Genomic DNA, 20,900 nt, shown 5'->3' with positions numbered 1-20,900 from the left:
AGCCGACAGAAATGTTGAATGTAATGGCCTCATCGCGAGCAAGCTCGCTCCCGCAAGGGGCTTTGGCCAATCTTTAAACAGTTGAGGCCTGCATGCCCTTCGATCTCGCCGCACGCCTGGCTGCCCGTCGTGCCGACAACCTCTATCGCCAGCGCCCGCTGCTCGAAAGCCCGCAGGGCCCGGAAGTGGTGGTGGACGGCCAGCCGTTGCTGGCGTTCTGCAACAACGATTACCTGGGCTTGGCCAATCACCCGCAAGTGATCGAAGCTTGGCGCGCCGGGGCGCTGCGTTGGGGTGTCGGTGGTGGCGCCTCTCATTTGGTGATCGGCCACAGCAGCCCTCATCACGCCCTGGAAGAAGCCTTGGCTGACCTGACCGGCCGCCCGCGGGCGTTGCTGTTCACCACCGGTTACATGGCCAACCTCGGCGCGGTCACCGCGCTGGTGGGGCAGGGCGACACGGTGCTGGAAGACCGCCTCAATCATGCGTCGCTGCTCGACGCCGGGCTGTTGTCCGGTGCGCGTTTCAACCGTTACCTGCACAACGATGCCCAGAGCCTGGCCAGCCGCCTGGAGAAAGCCACCGGCAATACCCTGGTGGTCACCGACGGCGTCTTCAGCATGGACGGCGACATTGCCGACCTGCCCGCCCTGGCCCGTGAAGCCAAGGCCAAGGGCGCCTGGCTGATGGTCGACGATGCCCACGGCTTCGGTCCATTGGGGGCTCATGGCGGCGGTATCGTCGAGCATTTTGGCTTGAGCCAGGATGACGTGCCGGTGTTGGTGGGCACCCTGGGCAAGGCCTTTGGTACCGCCGGGGCTTTTGTCGCCGGCAGTGAAGAGTTGATCGAGAGCCTGATCCAGTTCGCTCGCCCCTACATCTACACCACCAGCCAACCGCCGGCCCTGGCCTGTGCCACGCTCAAGAGCCTTGAACTGCTGCGCAGCGAGCATTGGCGGCGTGAGCATTTGCAGCTGCTGATCCGCCAGTTCCGCCAGGGCGCCGAGCAGATCGGCCTGCACTTGATGGACAGCTTCACGCCGATCCAGCCGATCCTGATTGGCGATGCGGGGCGGGCCATGCGCCTGTCGCAGATGCTGCGTGAGCGCGGGTTGATGGTCACGGCGATCCGCCCGCCCACCGTGCCGGCCGGCAGCGCCCGTTTGCGCGTGACCCTGACCGCCGCCCACAGCGAGGCCCAGGTGCAGCTATTGTTGAATGCACTGGCCGAGTGTTTTGCCCTGTTGGGACCGGAGCCAAGCGATGCGTGATCGACTGATATTGTTGCCGGGCTGGGGCTTGGGCGTTTCACCGCTGGAGCCGCTGGCGGCGGCGTTGCAAGGGCTCGACGAACACCTGCGAGTGGAAATCGAACCGTTGCCGGCGTTGGTCTCGAACGATCCGGGTGAATGGCTCGAAGAATTGGACGCCACCGTGCCCCAGGACGCTTGGTTGGGCGGTTGGTCCCTGGGCGGCATGTTGGCCTCGGCGTTGGCGGCGCGTCGGGGTGAGCGCTGCTGCGGCCTGTTGACCCTGGCGAGCAATCCGTCGTTTGTCGCCCATGAACAGTGGCCGAGCGCGATGGACGGCCAGACCTTCGATGGCTTTCTCGCCAGCTGTGCGGCCGACCCTCGCCAGACCCTCAAGCGCTTCAGTTTGCTGTGCGCCCAGGGCGGCAGCGATCCACGCGGGTTGTCGCGGTTGTTATTGGCCGGGGCGCCGAGTACGTCGCCCGAGGTCTTGATGGCCGGGCTCGAACTGCTGGCGCAATTGGACACGCGCGCCGCATTGCAAAGCTTTCGTGGCCCGCAACTGCATCTGTTTGCCGGGCTCGATGCCCTGGTGCCGGCTGAGGCCGCGACTCAATTGCTGGTTTTGCTGCCGGATGTTGAAATCGGTCTGATCGAACAGGCCGGCCACGGATTCCTTCTGGAGGACCCGCACGGTGTAGCGGGGGCGATCCAGGCTTTTTTGCATGAGTCCGGCGATGACTGATCTGTCTCTTCCCAAATTGCCCGGTGCCTTGCCCGACAAGCGCCAGGTGGCGGCTTCGTTTTCCCGGGCGGCAACCAGCTATGACAGCGTGGCCGAACTGCAGCGTGACGTGGGCCAACAGTTGCTCGGGCGCTTGCCGACTTCGTTCATCCCGCCGCGTTGGCTGGACCTGGGGTGCGGCACCGGCTATTTCACCCGGGCCCTGGGCGTGCGTTTTGGCGTGACCTCCGGCCTGGCATTGGACATTGCCGAAGGCATGCTCAACCATGCTCGTCCCCAAGGTGGCGCCGCGCATTTTGTTGCTGGCGACGCGGAGCGGTTGCCTTTGCAAGCGGCGAGCTGCGACCTGGTATTTTCCAGCCTGGCAGTGCAGTGGTGTGCGGATTTTGCCTCGGTGCTGAGCGAGGCCCATCGTGTGTTGAAACCGGGTGGGGTGTTTGCCTTTACCAGCCTCTGCGTGGGCACTCTGTACGAATTGCGTGACAGTTGGCGTCAGGTGGATGGCTTGGTGCACGTCAACCGTTTCCGGGCGTTCGAGACATATCAACACCTTTGCGCGGACAGCGGGCTGAATGTCGTCAGTCTTGAAAACCGTCCCCATGTGTTGCATTACCCCGACGTGCGCAGCCTGACTCACGAATTGAAAGCCTTGGGCGCCCACAATCTGAACCCCGGCCGTCCCGGCGGCTTGACCGGCAGGGCGCGAATCCTGGCGCTGGTCGAAGCCTATGAGCAGTTTCGTCAGGTGCAGGGGCTGCCGGCGACTTACCAGGTGGTCTACGCCGTTTTGGAGAAACCGCTATGAGCCAGGCCTATTTCATTACCGGCACTGACACCGACGTGGGCAAGACCACCGTCGCGGCGGGTCTGCTGCATGCTGCGCGGCAGGCTGGCATGAGCACGGCTGCCGGAAAACCCGTGGCCTCGGGTTGCGACGTAACGCCCAAGGGGCTGCGCAACGCCGATGCCTTGGCCTTGCTGGCCGAATGCTCGATACCGCTGACTTATGCACAGGTCAATCCGGTGGCGTTCGAACCGGCAATAGCGCCGCATCTGGCCGCCCGGGAGGCCGGCGTGGCGCTGACGGTGCAATCCTTGCTGGGACCGATGCGTGAGTTGCTGGCCCTGAAGGCCGATTTCACCTTGATAGAGGGCGCGGGCGGTTGGCGCGTGCCGTTGGCCGATCAGGACAATCTCTCGGACCTGGCAATTGCCCTGGGCCTGCCGGTGATCCTGGTGGTGGGCGTGCGCCTGGGGTGCATCAGCCATGCGCTGCTGACCGCCGAGGCCATCGCCCGGGACGGCCTGCAACTGGCCGGCTGGGTGGCGAATATCATCGATCCCAAGACCTCGCGCCTGGAAGAAAATCTCGCCACCCTGGCCGAACGCCTCCCTGCGCCGTGCCTGGGGCGCGTGCCTAGGGTCAAAGGCATCACTGCCGATATCGTGGCTGAGCATCTGCACCTGGATCTACTGGATTAATCATCCAAGGGAAGGTTTTTACTATGGCAAGGCACTGTGCCATTAGTGTTTTTGTCGGGTCTTTTCCTCGGGGTTCTGATTCAATGGCCACAGTCGACCCTTCAAGAAGACGAGCTCTGCTATGGAAATCTCAGGAAACACCGCGTTCTATGCCGGTCTGAGCACGATTCAGACGGGGCAGAACCGTGTCGATCAGGCGGCCGGCCAGATTGCCAACACCACGATCGAGCGTTCGGTCACCAGCCAGTCGTCTGAATTGCAGGTCGATCGCCTGCGTTCAGTGGATCGCAGCCAGCAGTCGGACACGGCCAGCAACATGGTCGAAATGGCCCAAGGCAAGTTCCAGGTGCAACTGGGCGTGAATGTCGCCAAGGCATCCGATGAAATGCTTGGTACGTTGATCGATACCTTCGCTTGATCCTGTGCTTCAGATTTTACGAAAACGCCGCGATTATTCGCGGCGTTCTTGTCTCTAACGTCTTATTGCTCAACTAATCTTTTCCTACGCGCATCGCTGAATTCTTCAGCGCGATGGATTTCCTGTGTCCGACATTTTTCTCTGGCTGATGACCAACGGCAAAAGATCGGCGCTTGACAAGATTTGGGCGTAAACGTATGTTTCAAACAACTGTTTGACCGCTACAACAAATTCACGCGGTCGCTCATTCCCGGTTATAACAGCAGAGGTTTATCGCTATGCCTGACTACAAGGCCCCCTTGCGTGATATTCGCTTCGTTCGTGACGAACTGCTTGGCTACGAAGCGCATTATCAAAGCCTTCCGGCTTGCCAGGACGCAACTCCGGACATGGTTGACGCCATTCTCGAAGAAGGCGCCAAGTTTTGTGAGCAGGTGCTGGCTCCGCTGAACCGCGTGGGCGACATCGAGGGTTGCACCTGGAGCGAGTCCGGCGTGAAAACCCCGACGGGTTTCAAGCAAGCCTACAAGCAATTCGTCGAAGGCGGCTGGCCAAGCCTGGCCCACGACGTCGAGCATGGTGGTCAAGGCCTGCCGGAGTCCCTGGGCCTGGCGGTCAGCGAGATGGTCGGTGAAGCCAACTGGTCGTGGGGCATGTACCCGGGCCTGTCCCATGGCGCGATGAACACGATTTCCGAGCACGGTACGCCCGAACAGCAAGAGGCCTACCTGACCAAGCTGGTTTCCGGTGAATGGACCGGCACCATGTGCCTGACCGAACCGCACTGCGGCACCGACCTGGGCATGCTGCGCACCAAGGCCGAGCCTCAGGCCGACGGTTCCTACAAGGTTTCCGGTACGAAGATCTTCATTTCGGCCGGCGAACACGACATGGCCGACAACATTGTCCACATTGTGCTGGCACGCCTGCCGGACGCACCAGCTGGCACCAAGGGCATCTCGCTGTTCATCGTTCCCAAGTTCCTGCCTAACGCCGACGGCTCCATCGGCCAGCGCAACGCGGTGAGCTGCGGTTCCCTGGAACACAAGATGGGCATCCACGGCAACGCCACTTGCGTGATGAACTTCGACGCGGCCACCGGTTTCCTGATCGGCCCGGCGAACAAAGGCCTGAACTGCATGTTCACCTTCATGAACACCGCACGCCTGGGCACCGCGCTGCAAGGCCTGGCCCACGCCGAGATCGGCTTCCAGGGTGGTCTGAAATATGCTCGCGATCGCCTGCAGATGCGTTCCCTGACTGGCCCGAAAGCGCCAGACAAGGCTGCCGATCCGATCATCGTCCACCCTGACGTGCGTCGCATGCTGCTGACCATGAAGGCTTTCGCCGAAGGTAACCGGGCGATGGTCTACTTCACCGCCAAGCAGGTCGACATCGTCAAGTACGGCGTGGATGAAGAAGAGAAGAAAAAGGCCGATGCGCTGCTGGCGTTCATGACGCCGATCGCCAAGGCGTTCATGACTGAAGTCGGCTTCGAATCGGCCAACCATGGCGTGCAGATCTATGGCGGCCACGGCTTCATCGCCGAGTGGGGCATGGAGCAGAACGTTCGCGACAGCCGTATCTCGATGCTGTACGAAGGCACCACGGGCATCCAGGCCCTCGACCTGCTGGGCCGTAAAGTGCTGATGACCCAGGGCGAGGCACTCAAGGGCTTCACCAAGATCGTCCACAAGTTTTGCCAGGGCAACGAAGGCAACGAGGCGATCAAGGAGTTCGTAGAGCCCCTGGCTGCGCTGAACAAGGAGTGGGGCGAGCTGACCATGAAGGTCGGCATGGCGGCCATGAAGGATCGCGAAGAAGTCGGCGCAGCATCGGTGGATTACCTGATGTACTCCGGTTACGCCTGCCTGGCCTATTTCTGGGCCGACATGGCGCGCCTGGCGGCGGAAAAACTCGCTGCCGGCACCACTGAAGAAGCCTTCTACACCGCCAAGCTGCAGACCGCGCGCTTCTACTTCCAGCGCATCCTGCCGCGTACCCGTACCCACGTGGCAACCATGCTGTCGGGCGCCAACAACCTGATGGACATGAAGGAAGAGGACTTCGCGCTGGGCTACTAAGCCTCACGCGCTTCTTCTAAAAGCCGCTGCTTCTTCGGGAGCAGCGGCTTTTTCATGCCTGTCGCAAATCCCCTTGTGGGAGCGGGCCTGCTCGCGAAGGCGGCACATCCAACATCAATGCAAGCTGACCCACCGCTTTCGCGAGCAAGCCCGCACACAGCGGATCTCTAAATATTTCGAAAAAACATTCATCAAACAGAACCCTAAGAAAACATTCCCTCCTGCCGTTACAGGGATGGCAGTGTGACATCTGTCACATCTGGCGTGCCTTACTGCGCCAGTTGCAGGCACAATGCCATCTTTGATTAGCCGGGTCGGAGCTTTACCCTTGCCGCGTTCTTCCGCTGTACGTCTAAGCCATTTCCTACCGTCATTACTGCTATTGCTGGCGGGGCTTGCGGCTGCGTACGTCAAGGATCTCAACGTTTTCTTCACCTCGCTGTTCAACGTCCTGCCGACGCTGGTGTTATTGCTGGGCGGAGCGTATTGCGCCGTTTACCGACGTCAACGTGAGCTGTTTCTGATGGTCACGGTGTATATCGCCTACTTCCTCTTGGACACCCAGACTGACTTCTACCGCGATAACGGCAAGGTGCGCGAAGACGCGGCGGTGGTGTTCCATCTCGTTTGCCTGTTGCTGCCGCTGTTGTTCGGCTTGTTCGCGGCGTGGCAGGAGCGCACCCACCTGTTCCAGGACATGGTGGCGCGGTTCGCCGTGCTGCTGGTTTTCGGCAGTGTGGCGCTGGCCCTGGAGCAGCGCTTTCCCCAGGCCCTGCTGTTGTGGCTTTCGGAGATCCGCTGGCCGGCGTTGCACGGCGCCTGGATGAGCCTGATCCAATTGTCTTACCCGATGTTCGCAGCCGCATTCCTGTTGCTGGCCTGGCAATACTGGCGTCACCCTCGGCCATTGCATGCTGCGCAATTGGTGGGGTTGCTGGGGTTGTTCTGGATGTTGCCGAAAACCTTCATCCTGCCGTTCACCCTGAACATCATGTGCAGCCAGGTGATGTTGATGATCGCCGCCGCGGTCGCCCACGAGGCCTACCAAATGGCGTTCCGTGACGAACTCACCGGCCTGCCTGGGCGCCGGGCGTTGAATGAACGCATGCAGCGCCTGGGGCGTAATTATGTGTTGGCGATGAGCGACGTGGATCACTTCAAGAAATTCAACGACACCCACGGCCACGACGTGGGCGATCAGGTGTTGCGCCTGGTCGCCAGCAAATTGTCGAAGATCGGCGGTGGCGGTAGGGCGTATCGCTACGGCGGCGAGGAATTTGCCCTGGTGTTTGCAGGCAAGACCATCGACGAGTGCATGCCCCATCTGGAGGTCATCCGCCAGTCCATCGAAACGTATGCCATCCAGCTGCGCAATCCCGACAGCCGTCCCCAGGATGATCAACAAGGTCGTCAGCGTCGCTCCGGCGCAGGCGCCTCCAGCGTCTCGGTGACGGTCAGCATCGGCGTAGCGGAGCGCCTCGAGCAACGCACGCCTGAAGAAGTGCTCAAGTCCGCCGACCAGGCGCTTTATAACGCCAAGGGAGCGGGGCGCAACTGTGTGATTGCCTTCGGGCAGAACCGCCGCGGCGCGGTGCGCATGGAAGCCGCCACGGGTTGAGTGATGACGGCGCATTCAGCGTCTGGACTGTGATTGTGGGCCTGGGTGGCCAGCAGTAGGTTGAAACGACCTGCTACCGGAGAAAACCACCATGCCCGAGTACAAAGCCCCCCTGCGCGACATGCGCTTTCTGATCGATCACGTCTTTGATTTCCATGGCCGGTATGCCGAGCTGGGTGCCAGCGATGCCAGCCCGGACATGGTCAGCGCGATTCTCGAGGAAGGCGCCAGGTTCTGCGAGAACGTGCTGGCGCCGCTCAATCGCTCCGGTGACGAAGAGGGTTGTCACTTCGATAACGGCGTAGTCACCACGCCTACAGGTTTCAAACAGGCTTTTGCACAGTACGTTGAGGGCGGCTGGCATGGGCTGGCGGCGGACCCGGCATATGGCGGCCAGGGCTTGCCCAGCTCCCTGGGCCTGGTCATCAGCGAGATGATCGGCTCCAGCAACACCTCCTGGGGCATGTACCCCGGCCTGACTCACGGCGCCATGTCGGCGATCCATGCCCATGGCACTGCAGAACAGAAGCAGACCTACCTGAGCAAACTCACCGCCGGCCAGTGGACCGGCACCATGTGCCTGACCGAAGCCCACTGCGGCACCGACCTGGGCATCATCAAGACCCGCGCTGTGCCCCAGGCCGACGGCAGCTACGCGATCTCTGGCAGCAAGATCTTCATTTCCGCCGGCGAACACGACATGAGCGATAACATCATCCACCTGGTGCTGGCCAAGTTGCCGGACGCCCCGGCCGGGACCAAGGGCATCTCGCTGTTCATCGTGCCCAAGTTCCTGCCCGACGCCACGGGTGAGGCAGGGGCGCGCAATGGCGTGTCCTGTGGCTCGATCGAACACAAGATGGGCATCAAGGCATCAGCCACCTGCGTGCTGAATTTCGACGGGGCCAAGGGGTTCCTGATCGGCGAGCCGAACAAGGGCCTCAATTGCATGTTCACCATGATGAACCACGCCCGACTCGGCACCGGCATGCAGGGCCTGTGCCTGGGCGAGGCGAGCTTCCAGGGCGCGATCAAATATGCCAACGACCGTTTGCAGATGCGCGCGCTGACCGGCCCCAAGGCACCGGAAAAGGTCGCCGACCCGATCATTGTCCATCCCGATGTGCGCAGGATGTTGCTGACCATGAAAGCCTTCAACGAAGGCAACCGGGCGCTGACATATTTCACCGCGCAACTGCTGGACACCGCGCACCTGAGCCCGGACGAAACCGCCCGCCAGGAGGCCGAGGACCTGCTGGCGTTCCTCACCCCGATCTGCAAGGCCTTCATGACCGACACGGGGCTGGAGGTGACCAACCACGGCATGCAAGTGTTCGGTGGTCACGGCTTCATTCGCGAGTGGGGCATGGAGCAATTGGTGCGAGATTGCCGCATTGCGCCGATCTACGAGGGCACCAATGGCATCCAGGCCCTGGATCTGCTGGGGCGCAAGGTGCTGGGCAGCCAAGGCAAGTTGCTGCGTGGCTTCACCAAAATCGTCCATAAATTTTGCGCTGCCAACGCTGGACATCCGCAGCTCAACGATTACGTTGCGCAACTCGACGGGCTCAACCAGCAATGGGGCGAACTGACCACCCGGGTCGGTATGGCGGCCATGAAGAATCCCGATGAAGTGGGCGCCGCCTCGGTGGATTATCTGATGTACAGCGGCTACATCATCCTGGCCTATCTGTGGCTGCGCATGGCCTTGGTGGCTCAGGCGCAACTCGACAGCGGCCAGGGTGATGGGGATTTCTGCCGGGGTAAATTGGCGACGTGTGAGTTTTACTTCAAGCGCCTGCTGCCGCGCACGACCGCCCATCGGGCTGCCGTCGAGGCGGGGAGTGATTGTCTGATGAAGCTGCCGGCGGAGTTGTTTGCGCTTTGATTTAGAGGAAATGCCAATAGATCGCAGGCTTCGCCAGCTCCTACATGGAAATGCGTATTCCCTGTAGGAGCTGGCGAAGCCTGCGATCTTTCTTGGTGACCAAAAATAACAAAACGGTCATGGGTTGACCCTATGTGTCGCAAAAGTTGTTGAGGTACACTCAGGCCATTGCGAAAACCGTCTTTTACGAACCAACTGTTTAGATCCTGCGAGGTTTGCCATGGCTGACTACAAAGCGCCCCTGCGCGATATGCGCTTCGTCCTCAATGAAGTGTTCGAGGTGGCGAAACTCTGGGCCCAATTGCCGGCGCTGGCCGACACCGTGGATGCCGAAACGGTCGAAGCGATCCTTGAAGAAGCCGGTAAAGTCACCAGCAAAAGTATCGCGCCCCTCAGCCGCGCCGCTGACGAAGAAGGTTGCCACTGGGCTGACGGCGTTGTCACCACGCCGGCAGGTTTCCCACAGGCCTACAAGACTTACGCTGAAGGCGGTTGGGTCGGTGTCGGCGGTGACCCGGTATACGGCGGCATGGGCATGCCCAAGGCCGTTTCGGCCCAGGTCGAGGAAATGGTCAACTCCGCCAGCCTGTCCTTCGGCTTGTACCCGATGCTGACCGCCGGTGCCTGCCTGTCGATCAACGCCCACGCCAGTGAAGAGCTGAAAGCGGCGTACCTGCCGAACATGTACGCCGGCGTCTGGGCCGGTTCCATGTGCCTGACCGAGCCTCACGCCGGAACGGACCTGGGGATCATCCGCACCAAGGCCGAACCCCAGGCTGACGGGTCCTACAAAGTCAGCGGCACGAAGATTTTCATCACCGGCGGTGAACACGACCTCACCGAGAACATCATTCACCTGGTGCTGGCGAAACTGCCGGACGCGCCGGCAGGTCCCAAGGGCATCTCGCTGTTCCTGGTGCCCAAGTTCATGGTCAATGCCGACGGCAGCCTGGGCGCGCGCAACGCGGCCAACTGCGGCTCGATCGAACACAAGATGGGCATCCAGGCGTCCGCCACCTGCGTGATGAACTTCGACGACGCCGTGGGTTACCTGGTGGGCGAGCCGAACAAAGGCCTGGCGGCGATGTTCACCATGATGAACTACGAGCGCCTGGGGGTTGGCATCCAAGGCCTGGCCTCCGGCGAGCGCTCCTATCAGAACGCCGTCGAATATGCCCGTGACCGCCTGCAAAGCCGTTCGCCAACCGGTGCGCAGAACAAGGACAAGGTCGCTGACCCGATCATTGTCCACCCCGACGTGCGTCGGATGCTGCTGACCATGAAGGCTTCGAACGAGGGCGGCCGGGCATTTTCCACCTACGTGGCGATGCAACTCGATACCGCCAAGTTCAGCGAAGACCCAGTCACCCGCAAGCGCGCCGAAGACTTGGTGGCGTTGCTGACGCCAGTGGCCAAGGCCTTCCTGACCGACCTGGGCCTGGAAACCACCGTCCATGGTCAACAGGTGTTCGGCGGCCACGGTTACATTCGTGAATGGGGCCAGGAGCAACTGGTGCGCGACGTGCGTATCACCCAGATCTACGAAGGCACCAACGGTATCCAGGCGCTGGACCTGGTGGGGCGCAAGATTGTCGGCAGCGGCGGTGCGTTCTACAAGTTGTTTGCTGATGAAATCCGTCACTTCACGGCCACCGCGAACAGCGACCTGGCGGAGTTCATCAAGCCATTGAACAGCGCTGTCGACACACTGGACGCGTTGACCGATTGGTTGCTGGACCGGGCGAAAAGCAACCCGAACGAAATCGGCGCGGCGTCGGTGGAGTATCTCCAGGCGTTTGGCTACACCGCGTATGCCTACATGTGGGCGCTGATGGCCAGGGCGGCCTTGGGCAAAGAAAGCCAGGATGATTTCTACGCGAGCAAACTGGGGACGGCGCGGTTCTATTTCGCCCGCCTGCTGCCGCGTATTCATTCCTTGAGCGCTTCGGTCAAGGCGGGCAGCGAGTCGCTGTTCCTGCTGGAAGCCGGCCAGTTCTGAAATCATGACGATGTGTAAGCATTCTCTTACACGTCGTGCTGGCGTTTTCCCTCTATCGGCGGATTGGATCCACGGCTAATCTAGCTTCCATGGATGTAGCGCAGGACGCGCAAAGTAACAACACGGATACGTAGGATTCTGCCAGGATGGCGGAGTGAAATGGATGTCAGGGAAACAGTCTGCAAAGCCCCGCTTCGGCGGGGTTTTCTTTTGCCTGCGTTTTTTGTTTCTTGCAGGCGCCCGCCATCGGGGCTGCTTCTGGTTACGTTTCACTGAACCCTGGCGAACGGCCTGGGGTCAATGAGCTGTATGGCAATTTGGCCAGCGTCGATCAGGGAGTCACCCATGGATTTCATTCGCATCATTATCGCCATCCTGCTGCCGCCACTCGGGGTATTCCTACAGGTCGGCTTCGGCGGGGCTTTCTGGCTGAATATCCTGCTGACGCTGCTGGGTTATATCCCTGGCATCGTGCATGCGGTGTACATCATCGCCAAGCGCTGAAGGTTCTGTTGTTGGACGTACCTGTGGCGAGGAAGCGCTCGCCCGCTGTCGCGCAGGGAACAGGCTTGTTGTGGCGAGGGAATTTATCCCCGTTGGCTGCGTAGCGGCCCTTTGAAGGTTGGACTCAATGAATCTGACACACCGCGGTGTCTGGTTTCAGGGCTGCTACGCAGCCCAGCGGGGATAAATCCCCTCGCCACAAATGTTCGCCACTTCCTATAGGCGCGCGTCCATCACCTTGCGATAGAACAACCACTCATGCTCCAGCGCATGGGCCTGGTTCGCAGCCTTGCGAAAACCGTGGCGCTCATCGGGATAGTAGTGCGCCTCGACCGCCACGCCGTTGGCCTGTAAAGCACTGACCATGTCGCGGGTTTGCTGCGGCACGACCACGGCGTCCAGCTCACCCTGTAAAAAGATCATCGGCACGCGGATGTTCCCGGCGTGCAGCAGCGGGGTGCGGGCGCGGTAGCGTTCGGCGTCCTGTTGCGGATCGCCGATCAGCCAGTCCAGATAATCACCTTCGAACTTGTGCGTGGCACGGCCAAGAGCGACGGGGTCGCTCACGCCATAAAGACTGGCGCCAGCGCGGAATACATCATGGAATGCCAGTGCGCAAAGCGTCGTGTAGCCACCGGCACTGCCACCTCGAACGAACGCATGACGGCCGTCGATCAGGCCTTGTTCATCCAGATAAGCGACCACCGCGCAGGCATCCTCGACATCCACCACGCCCCACTTCAAATGCAACGCCTGCCGATAGGCTCGGCCATAGCCGCTGCTGCCGCGGTAATTGAGATCGGCAACGGCAAAACCACGCTGGGTCCAATACTGGATACGCGGGTCGAACAGGGGATAACAGGCCGAGGTGGGGCCGCCGTGAATGAACACCACCAATGGCGGCTTCGCGGGTGCGTTCATGGCCGGGTAAAAGAACCCATGGGCCTCCCCTGACGCGGATGGATAGCGCAGGGTTCGAGGACGGCTGATCTGTTCGACGAGCAATGGCGTGACGCCGCCGGCCAGCACGGACACTTCGTGGCTATGGCGCTCAATGGCAATGACCGTCGATGGGTGGGTCGGCGAGGCTGCAACGGCGTAGATGAACCGCTCATCCAGCGCCAGGCTGCGAAAGCGGGTGTAGGGGCCGGTGAAGTCCTCATCGATATCGTCATCTTGGCACAGGCCCAGACGGCCGAAACCCGCTTCGGTCCAACTGGCCAGGTACGTGTGTTTGCCCAGCGGCAGCCAGGTGCAGCCACCCAGTTGCCATGGCGCTGGGGCGTGATCGGCTTGGGCGGCAGGCAGCGGTTGCAGGCCCTGGGCCGACTCTATCCAAGGCTGCCAATAACCCTCGCGATCTGTCAGGCAATAAAGACGACTGGCCGCATCGAAGCGCGGTTGCTGGATGGACTCTTCTTCACCGTTGCCCGCGACACAGCGCGGCTCACCCCAACCCGCAGCGTTGCGCTCGGCCAGCATCAAGCGCGTTGCGGTCCAGGGTTGATGCGGACGGCTCCACTCAATCCAGGCGAGCCGCAGACCGTCCGGGCTCACGGTTGGCGAAGCATAGAAATCTGCGCCTTCGGCCAGCAGATGCCGCTGATGATCCGCCAGCCCGATCGACACCAGTCGATGCTGGTTGGCCTGTTCTTCCACGGCCAATACCTGACCGTCGACGAAGCTCAGATCCCCATAACGGCAGTCACCTAAGGTCAGCGCTACGGGGCGTTCGTCACTCAGGGATTGGTGGTACAACTGCTGGTCGGCCTCATTGACGAACAGCACGCCGTCATGGCTCAGGCAGAATGACCCGCCGCCGTATTCATAGACCCGGCTGCGCGCGCTGAACCCGTCCGGCGTCAGGCAACGGGGCATGCCGTCTTGCCAATGCCAGATCCGGCAGGCGCCGTCTGCGGGGCGGTATTCATTCCAGAACAGGCCCAAAGGCCCGAGCTGCAGTTCGGCGAAGTCAGTGCCGGCGGCAACGGCCTGGGCGGCACTGAAAGGCTCAGCCTTTGGCGATGAGGCGCGAGTTTCGTTCATTGCGAAAGGCCAATTGTTCGATGGTTTGCGTAGCGTGCTCGGCGTCTTCACGCGCTCTGAGAATCACCCCGTGATGTTCGGACTTGCTGCACACCGGGTCGGCGTTGCTGGCGTCGCCTGTGAGCATGAACGCCTGGCAGCGGCAGCCGCCGAAGTCTTTTTCCTTTTCATCGCAGGAGCGGCACGGTTCGCGCATCCAGTCATAACCGCGGAAGCGGTTGAAGCCGAACGAGTCGTACCAGATGTGCTGCATGCTGTGGTCGCGCACGTTGGGAAATTGCACCGGCAGCTGGCGGGCGCCATGACAGGGTAACGCTGTGCCGTCCGGCGTGACGGTGAGGAAAATACTGCCCCAACCGTTCATGCAGCCCTTGGGGCGTTCTTCATAGTAGTCCGGCGTGACGAAGATCAACTTGCACGGATTGCCTTGCGCTTGCAACTTGGCGCGGTATTCGTTGGTGACACGCTCGGCGCGTACCAGTTGCTCGCGGGTGGGCAGCAGGCCGACGCGGTTGAGCTGCGCCCAGCCGTAGAACTGGCACGTGGCGAGCTCGACAAAGTCGGCTTCCAGGGCGATGCACAGCTCGATGATGCGATCGATCTTGTCGATGTTGTGCCGATGGGTCACGAAGTTCAGCACCATCGGATAACCGTGGGCCTTTACCGCCCGGGCCATTTCCAGTTTTTGCGCGAAGGCTTTCTTCGAGCCGGCCAGGAGGTTGTTCACCTGCTCGTCGCTGGCCTGGAAACTGATCTGGATATGGTCCAGGCCAGCTTTCTTGAAGTCGCTGATTTTCTGCTCGGTCAGGCCGATGCCGGAGGTGATCAGGTTGGTATAGAAGCCTAGCCTGCGTGCCTCGCCGATCAACTCGGCCAGGTCCTGGCGCACCAACGGCTCGCCACCGGAAAACCCCAGTTGCGCGGCACCCATCTCGCGGGCTTCGCGAAAGACCTTGAACCACTGCTCGGTGCTCAGCTCCTGGCCCTGCTCGGCAAAGTCCAGCGGGTTGGAACAGTACGGGCATTGCAGCGGGCAGCGATAAGTCAGCTCCGCCAGCAACCACAGCGGCAAGCCGACTTCAGGTTTGGGCGGCAGGCCAGGGGTCTCAGGCAAGTTCGATCCAGTGCTGTGCACGGGCGACCTCCATGAATTGCTCGATGTCGTCATCGAGTTCCGGCACGTCGGGAAACTGCTTGGCCAACTCGCCGATGATGGCCGCTACATCCCGTTTACCATCGATCAGGCCACCGATCAGCGCAGCGCTGTCGTTCAGCTTGATCATGCCTTCAGGATAGAGCAGCACGTGGCCTTTCTGGGCCGGTTCGTACTGGAAGCGATAGCCGGGGCGCCAGTTCGGGGTTTTGCTGCGGTCGAAACTCATAAGGTGATCCCTTTGTGCCACACCCGTTGCTCGGTCACGCTGTGGTAAGGCGGGCGGTTCAATTCGTAGGCCATGCTCATGGCGTCGAGCATGCTCCAGAGGATGTCCAGCTTGAACTGGAGAATCTCCAGCATGCGCTCCTGCCCGGCACGGGTGGTGTAGTGCTGCAAGGTGATCGCCAAGCCATGTTCCACATCACGTCGGGCCTGGCCCAGGCGGGTGCGGAAGTACTCATAGCCGGTCGGGTCGATCCATGGGTAATGCTGGGGCCAACTGTCCAGGCGCGATTGGTGGATCTGCGGGGCGAACAGTTCGGTCAGCGAGCTGCTGGCGGCTTCCTGCCAGCAGGCCCGGCGGGCGAAGTTGACGTAGGCGTCCACGGCGAAACGCACACCTGGCAGTACCAGCTCCTGGGAGCGCAGTTGATCGGGGTCCAGCCCCACGGCCTGGCCCAGTCGCAGCCAGGCCTCGATGCCGCCATCTTCGCCGGGAGCGCCGTCATGGTCGAGCAAGCGCTGGATCCACTCGCGGCGGATCTCCCGGTCCGGGCAGTTGGCCAGGATCGCGGCGTCCTTGAGCGGGATATTCACCTGGTAGTAAAAGCGGTTCGCGACCCAGCCCTGGATCTGCTCGCGAGTCGCGCGGCCTTCATACATCGCCACATGATACGGGTGATGGATGTGGTAATACGCACCCTTGGCACGCAGGGCGGCTTCGAACTCGGCGGGGGACAGGGGGGTGTCAGTCATTTGGGTTCTCCGGGAAATGCCCGTGGGTTTTGTGGCGTCAGGGCTGGCCCCATCGCGAGCGAGCTCGCTCCCACACTGGTTTTGCTGTGAATCAGGTATCCAATGCGACTCGAACTACTGTGGGAGCGAGCTTGCTCGCGATGAGGCCAGTCCAGCCAGCATCGACTAGGCTGATGCACCGCAGGCTCACCCCCACAATCGTTCCGCCCTTCCTACAACTCAATACTCATTCCGTCGTAAGACACTTCAATCTTTCGACGTACAAGCTCAGCCCGTTCAGGCGAATCTTCGTCCAGGATCGGGTTGGTGTTGTTGATATGGATAAGGACCTTGCGCGGCCCAGGCACTTGTTCCAGCACTTCCAGCATGCCGCCGGGGCCATTCTGGGCCAGGTGGCCCATTTCCCGGCCGGTGCGGGTGCCGACGCCACGGCGCTGCATTTCATCGTCGTCCCACATCGTACCGTCCACCAACAGGCAATCGCTGCCGGCCATGATCTCCAACAACGACTCGTCGACCTTGCCCAGGCCTGGGGCATAGAACAGCTTGCCACCTGTACGCAGGTCTTCGACGATCAGCCCGATGTTGTCGCCCGGGTGCGGGTCGAAGCGATGCGGTGAGTAGGGTGGCGCGGCGCTGCGCAGGGGCAGGGGGGTGAAGCGCAGGTTCGGGCAGGCGGCGATGGTGAAGCTCTGGTCGAGTTCGATGCGATTCCAGCTCAACCCGCCGTTCCAGTGGGTCAGCATGTTGAACAGCGGAAAGCCGGTGCTCAGGTCTTCATGGACCATGTCGGTGCACCAGACTTGATGTGGGCAACCTTCGCGCAGGCTGAGCAGGCCGGTGGTGTGGTCGATCTGGCTGTCCATCAGGATGATCGCGCCAATGCCGGTGTCACGCAGGGCCCGGCCCGGCTGCATCGGGGCGAACGCCTGGAGCTGGGCGCGAATGTCCGGAGAGGCGTTGCACAACACCCAGTTCACACCGTCATCGGACAGGGCGATGGACGATTGGGTGCGCGCCTGGGCCCGCAGGCTGCCGTCGCGAAAACCTGCGCAATTGGCGCAGTTGCAGTTCCACTGGGGGAAACCGCCACCGGCGGCAGAACCTAGAATCTGGACGAACATGGCTGCTCCATCTGCAAACCGAAATAAAAACGCCTCGGCTGACCGAGGCGTAGTGCTGCGTGCTTAACCGCCTGCAGCATTCAACGGCTGGCGAAGTACATGGTGACTTCGAAACCGATACGCAGGTCGATATATGCGGGTTTGGACCAGGACATGGGAATACTCCTTTGGGATGCTTTCGTTAGACAGAACGGTTGAGACCTATACATATAGTCCACCTCCGCTCGGAGATGTTCAGATGCTTAGGCGCCTATGTTACTAAATCTGACCTATTCGTTCGCCGCGATTCTCGAAGAAAGCTCATTACAGCGTCTGCAATGATCACTGCGCCGCTTGCCAGCGTCCTCCCGGGCAGGTTCCGTTGCTCAGGCAATGCCATCGCCCTTCAGCCTCGAGCAGACGTTGGGCGGCCATTTTTAGCTGCGTGCGATCCAGGCACGCGATGGCAGCGGACAGTTGCTCAAGATAATCCGACGGGTGGCCGGCCAGCTTGCCCTGCCAAAGCAGCTCGGCGGCTTGGGCGCAGGGCAGGGCGGTGCTCTGGAGTTGGGCGGCGAGCGCTTGTTGCTGGCCAGTCAGGGATAAATCATCGAGCTGCTCGATCAATGCCGGTAACCCGGCCAGGAATTGTTCGATATGGGCGCTCAGTTGCGTGGCCGAGAGGCTGGGCGATTGGACGCCGAACAACACCCCGGTTTGTCCATCGATCTGCTTCAATCCACTGAACACCGCATAACCCAACTGCAACTCGACGCGCAGGCGCTGGTAGAACGGTGTCTGACACAGCTGCGCCAGCAACCGCCAGGCGGCTTCGTCGGCCAGTGCCGGAGTGGCTGTCGGGCAAAACAGCAACACGGCCGGTTCTTCGCCGTGAGTCTGGAGCGTATGCCAGAGGCACTGCCCGCCAGGTGCCGCTGCCAGGTTGACGTCCTCGTCGGCGATGCCTGGCACCCGGGCCAACGCAGGGCCCAGCGCTCCTTGGGTGGCCGTCGACAGACCGATGGCCAACCCGTCCCATCGGGCCGTTGTCCACACATGTTGATCGCTGTCGGGCATTGGCAACGTTGACGATTGCCGGCAGTGATTCGGCAAGGCCTTCAGCAGGTGTCGAATCGGCATCAGCGGAGTTTCATGATCGGCCTGGACCATTGGCAGCGGTTGCGCAAGCTTCGTCAGAACGTGTTCGAGTACCAATGGTATCGGCGCCTGTAAACCGACCAGTTTCAGTAGCCATTGATGACCGGAGGGCTCGAAGCTGACGTCCACACCGGCCTGGCGAGCATCCTCGCGCACATCCTGCAGGTGCCGGTCGAGCCTGGGTTGAAAGTCGAGCGGTGCCTGGGTCGTCAATTGCCAGCGCAGGTACACCGCGCCTTCACGACCGTTGTCTGGCAGCGCCTGGCTGAACTGCATGGGCGAACGTTCCCGGCGCCCCCGGGAGCGGTCCTGGGCGAAAGTTCGTAAACCGCGGTGGGCACTGGTCTGGCCGCGTATCAGGCCGGCGCGTGGCGCTTCGCTTGGCGTTTGCAGAAACGGATTGGGCGCGGGCAGTTGCCATTGTTGCGTGACGTTGTCGACGGGGTGCAGCTGCTTGAGGATTTCCCTGAGCCTCATGAGGTCTTTTGCCAGCAGCGGCCCGTCACGCCCTTCACAATCCCAGCGGGCCAACTGCAAGGCCGATCCTGTCTCCTGCCGGCGCTGCAACAGTGCGGTGAACTCCTGGCGCAACGGCGCCCAGTCGGCCTGGGCGGCAATGAACCCCAGCCAGTCGAGCAGCAACGGTAGGATCTGCTCTGCTGCCAGAGCGTTGGCGTGCTTGAGTTCGAGGTGCAGCAGCGCTTGCCCGGCAAATTCATACAGCGGCGTGGCCTTGAGGCTGTCAGCCAGGCCGCGCTGACGCAGCGTGGCGAGCAGGCCACCCGGTTTGCTGGAGTTCAGCCACGTACAGAGAAAATCCAGGGCTTGAGGCGAGGCAGCGGGCAAATCTTCAAAGGCGAACAGCAGATCAAGGCCACCCGCGCGGGTCTGTTGATAACTCGTCTGGGACGACGCCATCAGCCTTGGCGGTGCGGGCCTGGCAACCGCTTCACCGGCCGGTATGTGGCTGTCGAACTGTTCTGCCAGCGCTTTCAAGGCGTCGATGCTTTGCGGGCCGGCCAGGCTCAGGGTCATCTGGCCGCTCTGGTAAAAGCAGCGATAGAAGTCGTGCAATGCGCTTTGGAATTCGGTTTGCGTCACCGCGAGGCTGTCGCGATTGCCGGCATGAAAACCCCGCAGTGGATGGGTCGCCGACAGGCCATCATGCAAGGCGAGCTGTCGCTGGGCTGCAGCATCCTGGGACCAGGCAATGAACTCGGCATGCAGCACTTCCCGTTCGCGCACTTGATCGGCTTCATCCAGGCGCGGGTGGGCGAGCATGTCCCCCAGTCGTTCCAGTCCGTCGGCGAAGGTTGCGGGCGGCAACTCGACGAAAAAGTCCGTGGTGCGTTCGCTGGTACGCGCATTGACCTGGCCGCCATGGCGCTGCACGTAGGCCATCAGGTTCTCCCCAGTGGGAAAACGCTCGGTGCCGAGGAAGAACAGATGTTCGAGCAAGTGCGCCATTCCCGGCCAGGCCAGGGGCGCATCATGGCTGCCAGCCGCGACTCGCAGTACTGCAGCGCTGCGCTTGAGGCCTGGGACGTGACGCAATGTCACCCGCAAGCCGTTGGCCAGGGTTTCAGTGTGGGGGCGGAGGGAGTCGGGGGCCGGCATGAGCGCTTCCAGAACAAAGATGCGCTCATGCTAGCGGATTAGGCCGCGTTCTCAATCCTCAATCAATGTTTGTCAGGTCGTCGTAAAGCTCGGGGCGACGATCATGCAGGTAGTTGTAGGCCGCGCGGGAGTCGTCCATCAGTTGTCGATCCAGTTCTCCGACGATCAAGGCCTCATCCAGCCCCGCAAGGGCCGGGCGGCTGCCATTCGGGGCGGCGATGCTGCTTTGGCCGCAATACTGCAGTTCACCTTCGTGGCCGCAGTAGTTGGCGTACGCCACGAAACACTGGTTCTCGATGGCCCGGGCGCGCACGGTGACGTCGGCGATGAACTCGTAGGGTTGCATATTGGCGGTCGGCACCAGGATCAGCTCGGCGCCGGCCAGGGCCAGGCGTCGGGCATTTTCCGGGAACTCCAGGTCATAGCAAATCAGGACGCCGAGCTTCCAGCCATTGAGCTCCACGATGGGCAATGCGTCGTCGCCAGCGCTGAACATGGCGTGATCGAGATCGCCGAAAAGGTGGCTCTTGCGGTAGTTGGCCAGACGCTCGCCCCGGGCGTCGATCAGCTGCACGGCGTTGTAGATCTGCCCGTCTTCGCTGCGTTCAGGGTAGCCATAAACAATCGCCAGGCCGGCCGTCTTGGCAATGCGGGCGATCTGTTGCGCCCACTCGCCGTTGTAGACCTCGGCCAATACATTCACCGCGTCGACGCCGATGTTGTAGCCGGTCATGAACATCTCCGGCAGCACCAGCACATCGGCGCCCCTGGCTTCCCCCGCCACCTGGTGCAGGCGTTGCAGGTTGCCGGCCGGATCCAGTGGCAGCGGCGGGCATTGGTAGAGGGCTACACGCATC

At 61.6% G+C, this 20,900-nt stretch carries 18 protein-coding genes; 10 read left to right on the top strand and 8 right to left on the bottom strand.

Annotation, left to right across the window (positions count from 1 at the left end):
• The first annotated feature begins 92 nt into the window (after window positions 1-92).
• The 10 genes from bioF (at window position 93) to GFU70_RS26195 (ending at window position 11,988) form a co-directional block, all read left to right on the top strand.
• On the top strand, window positions 93-1,271 hold the full coding sequence (gene bioF, locus GFU70_RS26240; protein ID WP_064106873.1) for an 8-amino-7-oxononanoate synthase: 1,179 nt from the start codon (window positions 93-95) through the stop codon (window positions 1,269-1,271).
• A complete protein-coding gene (locus GFU70_RS26235) occupies window positions 1,264-1,995 on the top strand; it encodes an alpha/beta fold hydrolase (protein ID WP_153389013.1) in 732 nt (243 codons plus the stop codon). Before bioF ends, GFU70_RS26235 begins: the two co-directional genes overlap by 8 nt.
• Window positions 1,988-2,800, top strand: coding sequence for a malonyl-ACP O-methyltransferase BioC (gene bioC, locus GFU70_RS26230; protein WP_058543502.1), 813 nt, complete (start codon window positions 1,988-1,990; stop codon window positions 2,798-2,800). The genes GFU70_RS26235 and bioC overlap by 8 nt, the downstream gene beginning before the upstream one ends.
• Window positions 2,797-3,477, top strand: a complete 681-nt coding sequence (gene bioD, locus GFU70_RS26225) for a dethiobiotin synthase (protein ID WP_058543501.1) — start codon at window positions 2,797-2,799, stop codon at window positions 3,475-3,477. The genes bioC and bioD overlap by 4 nt, the downstream gene beginning before the upstream one ends.
• A gap of 121 nt (window positions 3,478-3,598) precedes the next feature.
• Entirely contained in the window at window positions 3,599-3,895 is a 297-nt protein-coding gene (locus tag GFU70_RS26220; RefSeq protein WP_058543500.1) for a hypothetical protein, read from the top strand.
• Between the two features lie 278 nt (window positions 3,896-4,173).
• A complete protein-coding gene (locus GFU70_RS26215) occupies window positions 4,174-5,979 on the top strand; it encodes a phenylacyl-CoA dehydrogenase (RefSeq protein ID WP_058543499.1) in 1,806 nt (601 codons plus the stop codon).
• Window positions 5,980-6,307: 328 nt separating this feature from the next.
• On the top strand, window positions 6,308-7,597 hold the full coding sequence (locus tag GFU70_RS26210; RefSeq protein ID WP_153389012.1) for a GGDEF domain-containing protein: 1,290 nt from the start codon (window positions 6,308-6,310) through the stop codon (window positions 7,595-7,597).
• A gap of 91 nt (window positions 7,598-7,688) precedes the next feature.
• The gene (locus tag GFU70_RS26205) at window positions 7,689-9,485 is read left to right on the top strand and encodes an acyl-CoA dehydrogenase C-terminal domain-containing protein (RefSeq protein ID WP_153389011.1); all 1,797 of its coding nucleotides are present in this window, start codon (window positions 7,689-7,691) and stop codon (window positions 9,483-9,485) included.
• 220 nt (window positions 9,486-9,705) lie between these two features.
• Entirely contained in the window at window positions 9,706-11,484 is a 1,779-nt protein-coding gene (locus tag GFU70_RS26200) for an acyl-CoA dehydrogenase C-terminal domain-containing protein (protein WP_064106872.1), read from the top strand.
• A gap of 345 nt (window positions 11,485-11,829) precedes the next feature.
• Complete coding sequence (locus GFU70_RS26195) at window positions 11,830-11,988, top strand: YqaE/Pmp3 family membrane protein (RefSeq protein WP_003177654.1); 159 nt, start codon at window positions 11,830-11,832, stop codon at window positions 11,986-11,988.
• Between the two features lie 216 nt (window positions 11,989-12,204).
• Here GFU70_RS26195 and GFU70_RS26190 read toward each other — a convergent pair whose 3' ends face one another.
• The 8 genes from GFU70_RS26190 to GFU70_RS26155 all read right to left on the bottom strand — a co-directional run bounded on the left by GFU70_RS26190 (window position 12,205) and on the right by GFU70_RS26155 (window position 20,899).
• Window positions 12,205-14,034 (bottom strand): alpha/beta hydrolase family protein, encoded by a 1,830-nt coding sequence (locus tag GFU70_RS26190; RefSeq protein WP_153389010.1) that lies wholly within the window; start codon window positions 14,032-14,034, stop codon window positions 12,205-12,207.
• Entirely contained in the window at window positions 14,000-15,169 is a 1,170-nt protein-coding gene (gene pqqE / locus GFU70_RS26185; protein WP_058542867.1) for a pyrroloquinoline quinone biosynthesis protein PqqE, read from the bottom strand. The genes GFU70_RS26190 and pqqE overlap by 35 nt, the downstream gene beginning before the upstream one ends.
• Window positions 15,141-15,416, bottom strand: a complete 276-nt coding sequence (gene pqqD, locus GFU70_RS26180; protein ID WP_058542866.1) for a pyrroloquinoline quinone biosynthesis peptide chaperone PqqD — start codon at window positions 15,414-15,416, stop codon at window positions 15,141-15,143. The genes pqqE and pqqD overlap by 29 nt, the downstream gene beginning before the upstream one ends.
• Window positions 15,413-16,165, bottom strand: coding sequence for a pyrroloquinoline-quinone synthase PqqC (gene pqqC / locus GFU70_RS26175; RefSeq protein ID WP_057449638.1), 753 nt, complete (start codon window positions 16,163-16,165; stop codon window positions 15,413-15,415). The genes pqqD and pqqC overlap by 4 nt, the downstream gene beginning before the upstream one ends.
• Window positions 16,166-16,377: 212 nt before the next feature.
• A complete protein-coding gene (gene pqqB, locus GFU70_RS26170; protein ID WP_003206215.1) occupies window positions 16,378-17,289 on the bottom strand; it encodes a pyrroloquinoline quinone biosynthesis protein PqqB in 912 nt (303 codons plus the stop codon).
• A gap of 80 nt (window positions 17,290-17,369) precedes the next feature.
• Window positions 17,370-17,444, bottom strand: a complete 75-nt coding sequence (gene pqqA / locus GFU70_RS26165; protein WP_003177660.1) for a pyrroloquinoline quinone precursor peptide PqqA — start codon at window positions 17,442-17,444, stop codon at window positions 17,370-17,372.
• 166 nt (window positions 17,445-17,610) lie between these two features.
• Window positions 17,611-20,043, bottom strand: a complete 2,433-nt coding sequence (pqqF, locus tag GFU70_RS26160) for a pyrroloquinoline quinone biosynthesis protein PqqF (RefSeq protein WP_153389009.1) — start codon at window positions 20,041-20,043, stop codon at window positions 17,611-17,613.
• 58 nt (window positions 20,044-20,101) lie between these two features.
• A complete protein-coding gene (locus GFU70_RS26155) occupies window positions 20,102-20,899 on the bottom strand; it encodes a carbon-nitrogen hydrolase family protein (protein WP_153389008.1) in 798 nt (265 codons plus the stop codon).
• Window position 20,900 lies beyond the last annotated feature (1 nt).

The sequence above is a fragment of the Pseudomonas brassicacearum genome (genome assembly GCF_009601685.2).
GTDB classification, from domain to species: domain Bacteria; phylum Pseudomonadota; class Gammaproteobacteria; order Pseudomonadales; family Pseudomonadaceae; genus Aquipseudomonas; species Aquipseudomonas kilonensis_B.
Note: the sequence above shows the minus strand (reverse complement) of the source record. Positions and strands in the feature narration are given on the sequence as shown.

What these genes read in the sequence shown, in the direction of transcription:
- GFU70_RS26220 (WP_058543500.1), top strand. Translation starts at nt 3,599, where the DNA reads ATGGAAATCTCAGGAAACACCGCGTTCTATGCCGGTCTGAGCACGATT.
- bioF (WP_064106873.1), top strand. Translation starts at nt 93, where the DNA reads ATGCCCTTCGATCTCGCCGCACGCCTGGCTGCCCGTCGTGCCGACAAC.
- bioC (WP_058543502.1), top strand. Translation starts at nt 1,988, where the DNA reads ATGACTGATCTGTCTCTTCCCAAATTGCCCGGTGCCTTGCCCGACAAG.
- GFU70_RS26235 (WP_153389013.1), top strand. Translation starts at nt 1,264, where the DNA reads ATGCGTGATCGACTGATATTGTTGCCGGGCTGGGGCTTGGGCGTTTCA.
- GFU70_RS26155 (WP_153389008.1), bottom strand. Translation starts at nt 20,899, where the DNA reads ATGCGTGTAGCCCTCTACCAATGCCCGCCGCTGCCACTGGATCCGGCC.
- GFU70_RS26205 (WP_153389011.1), top strand. Translation starts at nt 7,689, where the DNA reads ATGCCCGAGTACAAAGCCCCCCTGCGCGACATGCGCTTTCTGATCGAT.
- GFU70_RS26215 (WP_058543499.1), top strand. Translation starts at nt 4,174, where the DNA reads ATGCCTGACTACAAGGCCCCCTTGCGTGATATTCGCTTCGTTCGTGAC.
- pqqB (WP_003206215.1), bottom strand. Translation starts at nt 17,289, where the DNA reads ATGTTCGTCCAGATTCTAGGTTCTGCCGCCGGTGGCGGTTTCCCCCAG.
- pqqF (WP_153389009.1), bottom strand. Translation starts at nt 20,043, where the DNA reads ATGCCGGCCCCCGACTCCCTCCGCCCCCACACTGAAACCCTGGCCAAC.
- GFU70_RS26195 (WP_003177654.1), top strand. Translation starts at nt 11,830, where the DNA reads ATGGATTTCATTCGCATCATTATCGCCATCCTGCTGCCGCCACTCGGG.
- bioD (WP_058543501.1), top strand. Translation starts at nt 2,797, where the DNA reads ATGAGCCAGGCCTATTTCATTACCGGCACTGACACCGACGTGGGCAAG.
- pqqC (WP_057449638.1), bottom strand. Translation starts at nt 16,165, where the DNA reads ATGACTGACACCCCCCTGTCCCCCGCCGAGTTCGAAGCCGCCCTGCGT.
- GFU70_RS26190 (WP_153389010.1), bottom strand. Translation starts at nt 14,034, where the DNA reads ATGAACGAAACTCGCGCCTCATCGCCAAAGGCTGAGCCTTTCAGTGCC.
- pqqD (WP_058542866.1), bottom strand. Translation starts at nt 15,416, where the DNA reads ATGAGTTTCGACCGCAGCAAAACCCCGAACTGGCGCCCCGGCTATCGC.
- GFU70_RS26200 (WP_064106872.1), top strand. Translation starts at nt 9,706, where the DNA reads ATGGCTGACTACAAAGCGCCCCTGCGCGATATGCGCTTCGTCCTCAAT.